A 13,277-nucleotide genomic window follows, 5' to 3' on the forward strand; every position below is an offset into this window, starting at 1 on the left:
CCCCTTCATCGTCGCTTTGAAGAGGATTGCGAATCGATTCCTCTACCCTTTTCCCCTTCATCGTCGCTATGAAGAGGATCGCGAGTCGTTTCCTCTACCCTTTTCCCCTTCATCGTCGCTTTGAAGAGGATTGCGAATCGATTCCTCTACCCTTTTCCCCTTCATCGTCGCTATGAAGAGGATTGCGAGTCGTTTCCTCTACCCTTTTCCCCTTCATCGTCGCTTTGAAGAGGATTGCGAATCGATTCCTCTACCCTTTTCCCCTTCATCGTTGCTATGAAGAGGATTGCAAACCGAATTCTCTACCTTTTTCCCCTTCATCGATAAGGACGGAATCCTTCATCCTCATCCAATAATCTTCCAAACACTAAAAACCCCAATCCGCACAAATCACGAATCGGGGTTCCATTTAAAAAACATTAATTATTTTACTGCTTTTACCCAGTCAGCTGCGAATTTTTCTAAGCCTTGGTCTGTAAGTGGGTGTTTAGTAAGTTGCTCAATTACAGAGTAAGGGATCGTTGCGATATGTGCACCAGCCAATGCTACGCGAGTAACGTGGTCCGGGTGTCTTACAGATGCAGCGATGATTTGAGTATCTAAGTTGTGAACACGGAAGAGTTCAGCAATTTTCTCAACTAGTTGTACACCATCTTCAGAAATATCGTCAAGACGACCTAAGAATGGAGATACATATGTTGCACCAGCACGAGCAGCTAATAATGCTTGGTTCATTGTGAAGATTAGTGTAACGTTCGTTTTAACACCTTTTTTAGCAAGGTAACGAGTTGCTTCTAATCCAGCCACTGTCATAGGAAGTTTGATTGTGATGTTTTTGTCGCCATCGTTGATTTTTAGAAGCTCTTCAGCTTCTGCAATCATTTGTTCAGCAGTTTCAGCATCTGGAGATACTTCAGCAGATACGCTTTCTACTTCTGGCACAGCTTGAAGAATTTCAGCAATGCGGTCTTCGAATTTAACGCCTTCTTTTACTACTAGTGATGGGTTAGTTGTTACACCAGAAAGTACACCCATTTTATACGCTTTTTTGATATCTTCTAGGTTAGCTGTATCGATAAAAAATTTCATTTCTTTTCCCTCCAGTATCTAATCATACATATTGTTCGAAACATTTGACTCACCTATACGTGTAGGTGGGTCAAATGCTTTTAGTAAAAACTACTATATTATAGAACTTCTTTAAAGTTTTTCACTACATTTTCAACTGTAAAGCCGTACTCTTCTAAAAGCTTACCTGCTGGTGCAGATGCTCCGAATGTGTCAACAGCAAGAACTTTCCCTTGGTCACCAACATATTGTTTCCATCCAAGTGAAGAAGCCATTTCAATTCCAAGACGAGCTTTCACAGATTTTGGAAGAACACTTTCTTTGTATTCAGCTGATTGCTTTTCAAAGCGATCCCAGCTTGGCATACTTACAACCGATACGAAGATGCCTTCTTTTTCAAGTTCTTTTTGTGCAGCAATTGCTAATGAAACTTCAGATCCTGTTGCAAGTAATAGACCCGCAACTTCTCCTTTTGCTTCAGAAACAACGTAAGCTCCTTTTTTAACACCTTCATAAACAGCTTCGTCATTAACCTCAAGAGTTGGTAAGCCTTGACGAGTTAAAACAAGTGCTGTTGGAGTGTCAGTGCTTTCGATTGCTAAACGCCATGCTGCAGCTGTTTCTTTCGCATCAGCTGGACGGATAATAGAAAGTCCTGGCATTGCACGTAATGCAGCTAATTGTTCAACTGGCTCATGTGTTGGACCATCTTCACCAACTGCAATTGAGTCATGTGTAAATACATATGTTACAGGTAGCTTCATAAGAGCTGCTAGACGAATTGCTGGGCGTAGGTAATCAGAGAATACAAAGAATGTTGCTCCAAATACTTTTACACCACCGTGAAGTGCCATACCGTTGATTGCAGCACCCATTGCGAATTCTCTAACACCAAACCAGATGTTACGAGCAGCAAAGCTGTCAATTGCATAGTTCTTTTCAGATGTAATTAACGTTTTGTTTGATCCTGCTAAGTCTGCTGAACCACCGATTAATTGTGGAATTGCAGTAGCAGCTGCATTTAATGCCTTACCTGATGCATCACGAGTTGCAAATGAAGTACCAGCTTCAAAGCTTGGAAGTGAAGCTTCCCAGTTTTCTGGTAACTCACCGTTTAAAGCCATTTCAAATTGCTTCGCTAATTCAGGGTATTCTTTTTTATATTCTGCGAATAATTCATTCCATACACTTTCTTTTTGCTTTCCAGCTTCAACAAATTGATTGTAGTGTTCTCTTACTTCTTCTGGAACAAAAAATGGCTCTTCATAAGACCAGCCGTATGCTTCCTTCGTTAAAGCAACTTCATCTTTACCTAGTGGAGCACCGTGTGAAGCTGATTTACCACCTTTGTTTGGAGAACCAAAACCAATTGTTGTTTTAACTTCAATTAAAGTTGGTCGATTTAAATCCGCTTTTGCTTCTTGCAATGCTTTTTGAAGTTCTTCAGTGTCATTACCATCTTCTACGCGGATTACTTGCCAGCCGTATGCTTTAAAACGATCTTCAACACTTTCAGAGAAAGAAAGGTTTAAGTCACCATCTAATGAAATATCGTTTGAATCATACATGACAACAAGACGGCCTAATTTTAAGTGACCAGCAAGTGATGCTGCCTCTGCAGAAACACCTTCCATTAAGTCACCGTCACCACAAATTGCATATGTAAAGTGGTCAACAATTTCATAGTTATCTTTGTTATATGTTTCAGCTAAGTGTCTTTCAGCCATTGCCATACCAACAGCCATTGCAATACCTTGTCCTAATGGACCAGTAGTTGCTTCAACACCTGCAGTATGTCCAAATTCAGGGTGTCCTGGAGTTCTACTTCCCCACTGACGGAAATTTTTCAAGTCTTCCATTGTTACATCGTATCCAAATAGGTGTAACATACTATATAAAAGCATGGAACCATGTCCAGCTGATAATACAAAACGATCGCGGTTGAACCAGTTTGGATTCGCAGGATTATGTTTCATTTCTTTTGCCCATAGAGTGTAAGCCATTGGAGCAGCACCCATTGGCATTCCTGGATGCCCAGAGTTTGCTTTCTCAATTGCATCGATAGAAAGCGTTCGAATGGTGTTAATCGCTAACAAATCAAGTTCTTTCTCGTTTAAAGCCGTTTTCATTTTACCACTCTCCTAAACTATTAAAAAATATCTTATTGTTATACCCTACCCAAAATATCCAATCTTTTCAATCCTAAAAATAAGGTGTATAATTAATTCGTTCACTAAACAAATTATAACCATTTATAATGTACCACCCTTACCTTTATTCGTCAATTATCTAAATTAAAACAATTATGTCAAATGCAATTTTTTATCAATGAAAGCGTCGTCATCATGAATTTTCACATAAAGCATGTAATTATGAGTAACTTAATGATAAATATATTTTTTGCATGTTGATTTAGTTGTACTTACTATCAAATGGGGGATTTGTATGATTACTGGAGATGCAGCATATATTAAAAAAATAAATCGCTCACTTATACTAGAGAAAATAATAGAAAAAGGCATGATTTCGAGGGCTGACATTTCCAAAGCTACAGCACTTACAAGGGCAACAGTCTCTGCACAGGTTGCTGATCTATTAGATGAAGAGTTAATCATTGAAACGCGACTAGAGCACAATACGGTCGGTAGAAAGCCAATTATGCTTTCATTAAATGCCCACGCTGGCTATGCACTTGGAATTGATGTGGACTATGGACAAATCTCCTTTACCATTTCAGATTTACTTGGGAAACCCATTTGTGAAAAGACAATTGAGTGTAACAGGCTAGACTATGAGAGCATCCTTAACCTATTAATAGAACAAATTAACCTCTTTAAGGAAGAATTTGATGATAATCGCTATGGAATTACTGGTGTTGTGATTGCAGTACATGGACTAGTTGGCAAAGATGAAAAAGTCCATTTCGTCCCACGTTTCCAATGGGGATCGGTCAATCTAAAAGAAGACTTGCAAAAGGCATGCAATGTAAGTATTTATGTAGAAAATAATGCAAACATGTCTGCTTTTGCTGAGAGAGTTTTTTATCATCATGAGACAAATAGCCTCCTATGTGCAACGATTTACACCGGAATAGGACTCGGGATGATCATGGATAATGAATTTTTTCGTGGAAATGATGGCTTTGCAGGTGAAATTGGACATATGATCGTCGTACCGAGAGGGAGACCGTGTCAGTGTGGTAATGAAGGCTGTTGGGAACAATACGCTTCTGAAATAGTTTTTTTAGACAATATTAGAAAGGAAAAAAATCTCTCATCTTTTACGTATGAAGATTTACATAAATTGATCTTAGAGAGTGATCAGGATATTCTTGAACGGCTCGAAAATTATATTTACTACCTTTCAATTGGTCTAAATAATATGATTAATATGTATAATCCCGATACGATTGTCCTTGATGGAGAAATTCTTAGACTATACCCTAACTCCATAAAAAAAATTGAAGAGTATTTAAACTCTTCAATCAGCCATTACCGTCACCTATCAGTCTCAAGTTTCGGAAAGAAATCAGTGACAATGGGCGCATGTGCCTATGCTATTAAACATTTTCTTGAAGTACCTATGTTAAATTTAAAATATGACCAAGAACAAAATAAATAGAAAAGAGTCACAACAAAAACCCCTTCAGCATTGAAGGGGTTTTGTTATACAATGTTACGCTTCTGTTTCTTGTGCTTTTCTTCTTCTTTCCGCTAAATCAGCAGACAACTGATTTGTACGCTTTTTGTTTAATGGATAGAAGAAAATAATAATTAAGAAAACAGCCAAGAATATAACAGCTGGGATTAAAGTACCCACAGTATGAATACCTTTTAATGTCTCTTCTGTCTGAATTTCAAGAGTTGAATTATACCCAACTAATCCAATCAAGACTCCACCGAGGCCACCAGCTACTGCTTGTCCAATTTTTCGAGCCATTGAATAGATAGAGTAGATAGTTGCATCCTCACGTAAATGAGTGAGATATTCATGATAATCAATAACATCTGTTACAAATGCCCAAATTACAAGGTTAAAAATCGCGTTACCTAACATTCCGATTGTTAATATAGCAATAAATTGCATGGCACTAATATCCTTTAAGAAGAATAAAAGTAAGTAAACTGATCCAGCTAATAGCATTCCAGCAGCCGCTAATTCCTTCTTACCAAATCTTTTCACAAGTGGGCTTAAGAATGGCATAAGAACAAATACTGTACCTGTCATAACTAAATTCATTAAACTTAGTGCCTTAGCATTTGCAAAATAGTCTTTAAATAAAAACGTATTAACTGTCTGAACTAGCATTGTACAAATCATGAACGCTAGAGATGCAACAAGAATCCAAATTAAAGGTTTGTTCTTTACAAGCCCTTTCATTGTTGCTTTCGAAGAGCCCTTTTGCTTTGGTCTTTCTGGTGCTATAACTCGTTCAGTTGATAATTTATAACAAGCGATATAACAAGCAAGTGCAAGAACACCGAAAATAATAGCAGCTGATAACATGCGGTTCGGGTCAATTTTATCATCAACAAAGATAAACAATGGACCTCCGACACCTATGATTAAACTAGCAGCTTGTGCCCCCATCGTTCTCCAACCAGATAGTGATGTTCTCTCCACTGGATCATCTGTAATAACTGAAGCCATTGAACCATATGGGATATTAACGGTACTGTATAAAGTTCCCCATACAATATAGGTAACAAATGCCCAAGCTAAATAAAATCCATCAGACATTCCCGGAATCTTAACGAACATTAACACGCCTGTAATAACTAGTGGAAACGACATTCTTAAAATCCAAGGTTTAAACTTTCCATTTGGGGTTGTTTTTCTTGTATCGATGAAACGCCCCCATGCTACGTCAGCAAAAGCATCCCATAGACGAGCGATTGTAAATAACACCCCAACTGTTGCTGGATGAATATGGAAAACATCTGTATAAAATACCATTAAGAAAATAGCTACAAGAATAAAGAAGAAATCGTTGCCAAAATCACCAAATAAATACCCTAACTTATCTCTTATACCAAAAGGACGCACTTCGGGTTTTCCGTGATTTCCGCTTACATTTGTTTCTGTGGTGTCAAGCGACTTTGCTGTACTCATTTCGTAATTCCCCCATTACTTAGGTTTACTTATTTATTAGGATTGCTTAGATGATTTAAAAAATACTTGAAAGTTTTCTTTAATTCGTTGGGTGAACAAATTAAATAGCATATTAGAATAGTATCACTATATATTTTAAAACGTCAACATTTTTTTGAAAGCGGAATTATATTTTCTTTTCAGAATCCAATGAAATTAAGGTTTTACACTCATTATTACCAACAAGTTACAGCTAATTAAGATTGAATTTTGTTCACATAAACCAACCAACATTCATTCAAATGAACAACAATATTAGTTTGTTAGTCAAACAAAAGGAGCGATAAGTGAAACTTCTCTAAATAAAAAATGCCCCAAAGCTCCCTTTGAGACAATGTTAGTACTTACCGAATAAGGAATTTACTTCGCTTTTAAGCTCGTCTAATAATGGAAAGGTTGAAGAATGGCCAAGGCTTGCGGTCACGTTTCGGTAGTACCACTCTTGCTTATCCCTACCGCGACTAAACCGTCTCCACACTTGGTCACCCAGTTCTTCGTAATCACGGATCATAGATCGGATATTATGGAGTTTATCAGCGCATACGACGATACGGATTTCTTCTGATGCTGTTCGTAAAAAAGAGATGGTATGTTCTTTTCTCTCTTCCCACGTTAACGATTTATCTGGCTCAGAGCAACCATCCACTATTTCTGCCACTACTTCTCCAAATTCTTCCTTAATTTCTTCTAAGGTTAGCTCGGTATCTTCCACAGTATCATGTAAAATTCCTGCAGCAATTAGCTCTTCTTTTACATTAGCCTTTAACAAAATAAGGCCAACACTAAGCGGATGTGTAATATAAGGAATTTGTGTTAGTTTTCGATATTGTCCATCGTGCGCTTTACTTGCAACTATTATTGCTTTCTCAATCATGTCCATTTTTATCACCACCTATAAAAAAATGCTTCTGAAGAACTAAAGTACTTTACTTAAAAATGCTTTCGTTCGTTGATGTTGAGGATTTTCGAACAACTCTTTCGGTCGATTTTCCTCCACAATATACCCACCATCCATAAATAGAACACGATCTCCAACCTCGCGAGCAAAGCCCATTTCATGGGTCACAACAACCATGGTCATCCCTTCTTGTGCCAACTGCTTCATAACCTCTAAAACTTCACCAACCATTTCTGGATCGAGTGCAGAGGTTGGTTCATCAAACAGCATGATTTTCGGTTCCATTGCAAGGGCTCTCGCAATCGCAACACGTTGTTTTTGACCTCCAGATAAGGAATCTGGATAAGCATTCGCTTTTTCTGCAAGACCCACTTTTTTCAAAAGTTCCATACCTTTATTATACGCTAGTTCTTCAGAAATCTTTTTTACTTTCAATGGGGATAACGTGATATTTTCCATCACGGTCTTGTGCGGAAATAGATTAAATTGTTGGAATACCATTCCAACATCTGTTCTGATTTTGTTAATATTGGTTTCTTTATCCATTATATCAACACCTTCAATATACACTTGTCCTTCATCAAAGGTTTCAAGTAGGTTGATACATCGTAAAAAGGTTGATTTTCCAGAACCAGATGGACCAATAACTACCACTACTTCCTGTGGCCTAATTTCGGCCGAAATTCCTTTTAGTACTTCGTTTTTTCCGAACGTTTTTTTAATATTAACTATTTTAATCATTCCGTTTTCAACCTCTTTTCTAGGTGGTTTAAAAGAAGTGTTAAAGATAGTGTTAGGACTAGGTAAATGAAGGCCGCCGTTAAATATGGCTCCCATACTTTGGCATGCTGTCCCATCATCATACGTCCCCAATGCATTAATTCAGGGGTTGCGACAACCGATAGAAGAGATGAATCTTTTATTAGGATTACAAATTCGTTTCCGAGTGGAGGAATCATCCGCTTGAAGGCTTGCGGGATAATGATATATCTCATTGCTTGAACATGGGACATTCCCAAGGAGCGTGCAGCTTCCATTTGTCCTCGATCTAAAGACTGGATACCCGCTCTAAAAATCTCGGCGATATATGCCGATGCATTTAAGGTTAGTGCAATAACTCCAGCTACTATACCGTTTGTCGTACCAAGAAACATCGGAACAACCCCAAAATGCACTAAAAGGATTTGAACAAGTAATGGTGTTCCTCGAAAGAAGGTAATGTAACATTCAAACGGAAATGCTAACCATTTATTTCGAATCATTTTTCCAAGACCTATAAATAGACCTAGGATTGTCCCAAGTAAAATCCCAGCAATGGATAACCCGATGGTTAGCAATGCCCCCTTCCCAAAATAGGGAAGGTAATCAATAATTATTTCGAAACTAAAATTCATAGTGTGTCCCCCTGTAAAATTTGTAAATATGGCAAAAATTGCGTAACACATTAAAGTCGTTACGCAATTTTTGGTTTATCCTATTTCGAAGCTTCTTGTTCTGCTTTTAATGCCTCTAAATCTGGTTCTGCTCCAAACCATTCTTGATAAATTTCGGTATATGTTCCGTTCTCAATAATAGCTTCGATTGCCTGATCAAAATCAGCTTTTAAGTCGTCACTTCCTTTTGGAAACATCATTCCGTAAAATTCCGCATCAAAAGTATCACTGTCTCCGACTACTTTTAGTTTTTTATTCGGATTTTGTGCGGCGTAGTATTCAATCACACCGTTATCTGCCACAACGGCATCTGCTCCACCGCTGTCCAGTTCAAGAATCGCTAGGTTATTATTTTCAAAAGCTTTAATATCAGGGTGCTTTTCACCTAGTACCTTTTCTACAGCAAAATGACCTGTGGTTGAAGCTTGAACCGCGACCACTTTACCTTTTAAATCTTCTGCAGTTTGAATGTCACTGTCTTCAGGAATCATAATTTTATTCGTGGATAGAAAGAACGGAATCGTAAATAAGTACTCTTTCTTACGTTCTTCCGTAATGGAAATAGAAGAAATCGCCATATCATACGATCCTTTGTTTAACTCAACAAAGATGGGGTCCCAACCAGTATGCTTGATATCTAGTTCATACCCTGCTTCTTCAGCCACCGCTTGAATCACATCGATTTCAAAGCCGACAATTTTGTCACCTTCCATAAATTCGAACGGCGCGTAGGCAGCATCTGTCATAACCTTAAGGGTTTTTTTGTCCTGCTCCTCACCTTCTTTACCTCCATCTTTCCCGCTCGTATCGCTCGTTCCACAGGCAGCTAACAATAAGAAAACTAACAAAATCGAAAAAACAGATAATTTCTTCATTATGTAACCCCTTTCAATACTTTTATAAGTATTAGTAGTGTCTAAAAAAATCAGAAACAACTATTTGCTACATTACATGGCTCTCTCCCTACATATTATGAAATCTATATAGAACAATAGAACCAATCCAATCGTGAAAAAACGGGTCAACTAAGATTATTAGACAAACCATGTTGTTACTACTCCAATTTCTTGTTAGAGTATGTATAGTGAAAGTTGGTAAAACCAATAATGAAGATTGTCAATTGAAAGGAGCATAATTATGACTACACCAAACGAATTACCAGCAAAAACATGTACCATTGATCGTCTCGTGACAATGGAGTCGGACATAAAAAAAGTACTTGAAGGTATTAAAACAGCCACTCGCAGAAACGGAAGATATGCTGATGTTGGGGAAATTATGACCCTAGAAGGTCAACAATTTAGAATTGACCAGGTATATGAGCAGTCCCTTGGCGAACTGACAGATGAAGATGCAAAAAGGGAAGGGTTTGATACAGTTGATGAGTATAAAGAATCGATCCTGTCCTACCATCCTGGAATGCCTTGGCTCCCTCATATGAAAGTCTGGGTTCATGAATTTAGCAAAGTAACTGAATAAGAAAAAGTCATGTAATCCCAATTCAAGTAAAAGCTAGGCATGTCCTGTACGTAAAAAAGGAACCCACCATCCTGGCATGATCGACTAGCTTCATACTCGATCCGATAGTATCCAAAACCTAGACGAAAACACAGACCATTTAGTATATAACGACTAAAAACCCTTGTCATAATAAGAATGACAAGGGTTTTTGTATTATTTATGGCTTGCTTTTTCGAGCAATTGCTTTTCATGTATCGCATTGGAATCTAGTGTGACTGTTTTTATTTTAGTTATGAAGTAGTAATACTTATAAATGACAACAACTACTAAAAATAGTTTTAGGGCAACACTATCCAGAATAAAAAAAGGAACGGCAATCATCGCATCGGCTGTTAACAGAATGGTAAGCTTTTGTCTAAGAGTCATTTCACGGCGCTTAACAAATCCTTCTAAATGCTTTTTATATAAACTGGTGCCTTTAAACCAGCGGTCAAAACGCTCAGAGCCTTTTACGAAAAAGAAGGAAGCAAGAAGCAAAAATGGTGTAGTTGGAATGATTGGCAAAACAATTCCTATTACCCCGAGGCCTAAAAATAGAAAACCTAAGACAATAAATAAAAATTTCGTGATACTCTTCACAAAATTGCCTCCTTTCTATAACTTTCACTATCTATAACCTTTTACTATTATATCATGCATTTCTTACTGGAAAACAGATGTCACAAAATAGTAAGATAATAGTGCATGGAGAGTGAGGGATATCACATTCCTATTTATATTTAGTGGTATCATTGGTAGTGGATATGTTGTGAATGGGGGTTTCCATTAAGTGGATGTACTTTATCAAATACTTGTTTTTATACATATAATTTCAGCCATCCTTGGTATGGGACCTGGCTTTATCTTAACAACAGTAGTGAAAAAAGGAGATACGATGACAGAGCTTCGTCATTCTTATGCGATTAGACATAGACTTCATATTATTGTTATGATTGGTGGTATTTCACTGCTAGTGACAGGTCTTCTAATGGGGGCTATTAATCCGTATCTTTTTAAAATGGGCTGGTATGTAACAAGCTTAGTGCTCTTTCTCGTTGCATTAGCAATGGGACCTTTCGCTCTGACACCCAAATCAAAGCCAGTAAAGGAGTTATTAAAAACCCATCAAGGTGATGACATTCCTGAAGAATACTATCCTTTAGCAAAAGCACTTTTCCGAGTCGAACATTTCGAGAACTTCATTTTTCTAATAGTCATTACCCTTATGATTTTAAAGCCTTTTTAATTCTTACAAGTATCAAAATCCTCATCGTTCATTGGTGAGGATTTTCTTCTATTGTTCTTTTCTTTTTAGACCAAATCCCAGTTCCTTGTGCAAACAGACTTATTAATATAACTACCCCGATAAGTAGCGATGCTACGATCCAAAAGTTGATGCCGAAGCCGACAATTTTGTATGCACCCTCATAATAATTTACATCTGGACGATTTATATTGGACGATATGATTGCGGCTGTTATATGCTTTGTAGCATACAAAAAAGCAGACACTCCAATAAAAAAGCAGCCTACTAATGCTTTAAGTTGTTTCATTTGACCCCTCTTCCCTACACATTTTCGTTAATCGTACCATGATTCCAAATGGTAGAATAGATTACTTTTTACCTATGTTCGTTTGTACAATTTGAAATACAAGCTCAAAAAATACGCCGCATAAAGAATTGCTTCTTTATACGGCTGGCTATACTAGTTACGCTTCAACTAATTCTTTTTGTAGCATAGTTCCTGTTTGCGCAAAGTTTGTATGCCAAGAGAACGCTTTTTCTAATACATGTGGTGTTTGCCCACCTCTTGTTAGCGCTTCTTGGTAATACTCACGAAGTTGTTCTTTATACATCGGATGTGCGCAGTTTTCGATAATCAATTCCACGCGCTCTCTAGGTGCAAGTCCCCTGAGATCAGCGTATCCTTGTTCTGTTACAATGACATCTACATCATGCTCAGTATGATCCACATGGGATACAAATGGTACGATGCTTGAAATATTTCCACCTTTTGCAATTGATTTTGTAACAAAAATCGCAAGACGTGCGTTTCTTGCAAAGTCACCCGATCCTCCAATACCGTTCATCATTTTTGTTCCAAGTACATGTGTTGAATTCACATTTCCGTAAATATCTAGTTCGAGTGCTGTATTAATTGAAATAAGTCCGAGACGTCGGATGATTTCAGGATGATTTGAAATCTCTTGTGGCCTCATGATTAACTTGTCACGGTACTGTTCGAAATTACCAAAGACCTTCTTCATTTTTTCATCCGATAATGTAATCGAACAACATGAAGCGAAGTTCACTTTTCCAGCATCTATTAAGTCAAATACTGCATCCTGTAGGACCTCAGAATATACTTCTAAATCAGTAAACTCTGAATCAAGCATTCCATGTAACACGGCATTTGCTACTGAGCCAATACCTGATTGTAGTGGTGCGAGTTTCTCAGTTAAGCGACCTGCTTCTATTTCATTTCGTAAAAAAGTTAACAAGTGCTGGGCCATAACTTCCGTTTCTTCATCTGGAGGTACAATTGTTGAAGGTGAATCTGTCTGATTTGTAAAAACGATTCCCTTAATTTTCTCTACGTCAACCTTAATTCCTTGTAAGCCAATTCGATCATCAGACTTTGTTAACGGAATCGGTTCTCTTTCCCCTTGACTACCTGGTGCGTATAAATCATGAACACCCTCAAGCTCAGGTGTTTGTGCAAGATTTATTTCAACAATAATTGTTTTGGCATGTTGTGCAAATGTTAAAGAGTTTCCGATTGATGTTGTCGGAATGATTAAACCATCTTCACTAATTGCAACCGCTTCCAAAATTGCCACATCAACTTCCATTACATTTGAACGTATTAATTCTGATGTATGTGATAAATGCTGGTCTACAAATAAAAAATCCCCTTGGTTAATACCTTTTCTCATCGTAGGGTCGGCCTGGAATGGTAGACGCTTACCTAATATCCCTGCCTCAGCAAATAATTTATCTACATCAGATCCTAGTGAGGCTCCTGTATATACGTTTACTTTTAAAGGTTCTTTTTCAGCACGTTTTACAAGCGCGAATGGCACCGCTTTCACATCACCTGCACGAGTAAAGCCACTAAGTCCTAATGTCATACCGTCCCCGATCCATTCTGCCGCTTCTTCTGGTGTTACAACAAGGTTATGTAGGCGAGTGTCCTTAATACGCACTAATTTGTTATTCATATCTC

13 protein-coding genes are annotated in these 13,277 nt (G+C 37.8%); 3 read left to right on the forward strand and 10 right to left on the reverse strand.

Annotated elements, in window-relative coordinates:
- Nucleotides 1-423 precede the first annotated feature (423 nt).
- On the reverse strand, nt 424-1,089 hold the full coding sequence (fsa, locus tag ACWPVE_RS06460) for a fructose-6-phosphate aldolase (protein ID WP_453991801.1): 666 nt from the start codon (nt 1,087-1,089) through the stop codon (nt 424-426).
- Between the two features lie 98 nt (nt 1,090-1,187).
- The gene (gene tkt, locus ACWPVE_RS06465; protein WP_453991803.1) at nt 1,188-3,197 is read right to left on the reverse strand and encodes a transketolase; all 2,010 of its coding nucleotides are present in this window, start codon (nt 3,195-3,197) and stop codon (nt 1,188-1,190) included.
- Between the two features lie 316 nt (nt 3,198-3,513).
- Between tkt and ACWPVE_RS06470 the strand changes: the two genes are divergently transcribed.
- On the forward strand, nt 3,514-4,689 hold the full coding sequence (locus ACWPVE_RS06470; protein ID WP_453991805.1) for an ROK family protein: 1,176 nt from the start codon (nt 3,514-3,516) through the stop codon (nt 4,687-4,689).
- Between the two features lie 54 nt (nt 4,690-4,743).
- Here the strand turns inward: ACWPVE_RS06470 and ACWPVE_RS06475 are convergent, their stop codons facing one another.
- The 5 genes from ACWPVE_RS06475 to ACWPVE_RS06495 all read right to left on the reverse strand — a co-directional run bounded on the left by ACWPVE_RS06475 (nt 4,744) and on the right by ACWPVE_RS06495 (nt 9,425).
- The gene (locus ACWPVE_RS06475) at nt 4,744-6,180 is read right to left on the reverse strand and encodes an MFS transporter (RefSeq protein ID WP_453991807.1); all 1,437 of its coding nucleotides are present in this window, start codon (nt 6,178-6,180) and stop codon (nt 4,744-4,746) included.
- A 376-nt stretch (nt 6,181-6,556) separates the two neighbouring features.
- Nucleotides 6,557-7,099, reverse strand: coding sequence for an HD domain-containing protein (locus ACWPVE_RS06480; protein ID WP_453991809.1), 543 nt, complete (start codon nt 7,097-7,099; stop codon nt 6,557-6,559).
- Nucleotides 7,100-7,135: 36 nt separating this feature from the next.
- Nucleotides 7,136-7,858, reverse strand: coding sequence for an amino acid ABC transporter ATP-binding protein (locus ACWPVE_RS06485; RefSeq protein ID WP_453991811.1), 723 nt, complete (start codon nt 7,856-7,858; stop codon nt 7,136-7,138).
- Entirely contained in the window at nt 7,855-8,511 is a 657-nt protein-coding gene (locus ACWPVE_RS06490) for an amino acid ABC transporter permease (RefSeq protein ID WP_453991813.1), read from the reverse strand. The genes ACWPVE_RS06485 and ACWPVE_RS06490 overlap by 4 nt, the downstream gene beginning before the upstream one ends.
- Nucleotides 8,512-8,591: 80 nt before the next feature.
- The gene (locus tag ACWPVE_RS06495) at nt 8,592-9,425 is read right to left on the reverse strand and encodes a basic amino acid ABC transporter substrate-binding protein (protein ID WP_453991815.1); all 834 of its coding nucleotides are present in this window, start codon (nt 9,423-9,425) and stop codon (nt 8,592-8,594) included.
- Nucleotides 9,426-9,687: 262 nt separating this feature from the next.
- On the opposite strand from ACWPVE_RS06495, the gene ACWPVE_RS06500 reads away from it, so the two are divergent.
- Nucleotides 9,688-10,029, forward strand: a complete 342-nt coding sequence (locus ACWPVE_RS06500; protein ID WP_453991817.1) for an ASCH domain-containing protein — start codon at nt 9,688-9,690, stop codon at nt 10,027-10,029.
- Nucleotides 10,030-10,224: 195 nt separating this feature from the next.
- On the opposite strand, the gene ACWPVE_RS06505 is transcribed toward ACWPVE_RS06500, so the two are convergent.
- Entirely contained in the window at nt 10,225-10,650 is a 426-nt protein-coding gene (locus tag ACWPVE_RS06505; RefSeq protein WP_453991819.1) for a YbaN family protein, read from the reverse strand.
- Between the two features lie 190 nt (nt 10,651-10,840).
- On the opposite strand from ACWPVE_RS06505, the gene ACWPVE_RS06510 reads away from it, so the two are divergent.
- Nucleotides 10,841-11,296 carry a DUF2269 family protein gene (locus tag ACWPVE_RS06510; protein WP_453991821.1) on the forward strand — a complete coding sequence of 152 codons (456 nt, stop codon included), beginning with the start codon at nt 10,841-10,843 and terminating at the stop codon, nt 11,294-11,296.
- 28 nt (nt 11,297-11,324) lie between these two features.
- Here ACWPVE_RS06510 and ACWPVE_RS06515 read toward each other — a convergent pair whose 3' ends face one another.
- Both ACWPVE_RS06515 and ACWPVE_RS06520 read right to left on the reverse strand, forming a co-directional pair.
- Complete coding sequence (locus ACWPVE_RS06515; protein ID WP_453991823.1) at nt 11,325-11,603, reverse strand: hypothetical protein; 279 nt, start codon at nt 11,601-11,603, stop codon at nt 11,325-11,327.
- 157 nt (nt 11,604-11,760) lie between these two features.
- Complete coding sequence (locus ACWPVE_RS06520; protein WP_453991824.1) at nt 11,761-13,272, reverse strand: acetyl-CoA hydrolase/transferase family protein; 1,512 nt, start codon at nt 13,270-13,272, stop codon at nt 11,761-11,763.
- Between the last annotated feature and the right edge of the window lie 5 nt (nt 13,273-13,277).

The sequence above is a fragment of the Bacillus nitroreducens genome (genome assembly GCF_964021195.1).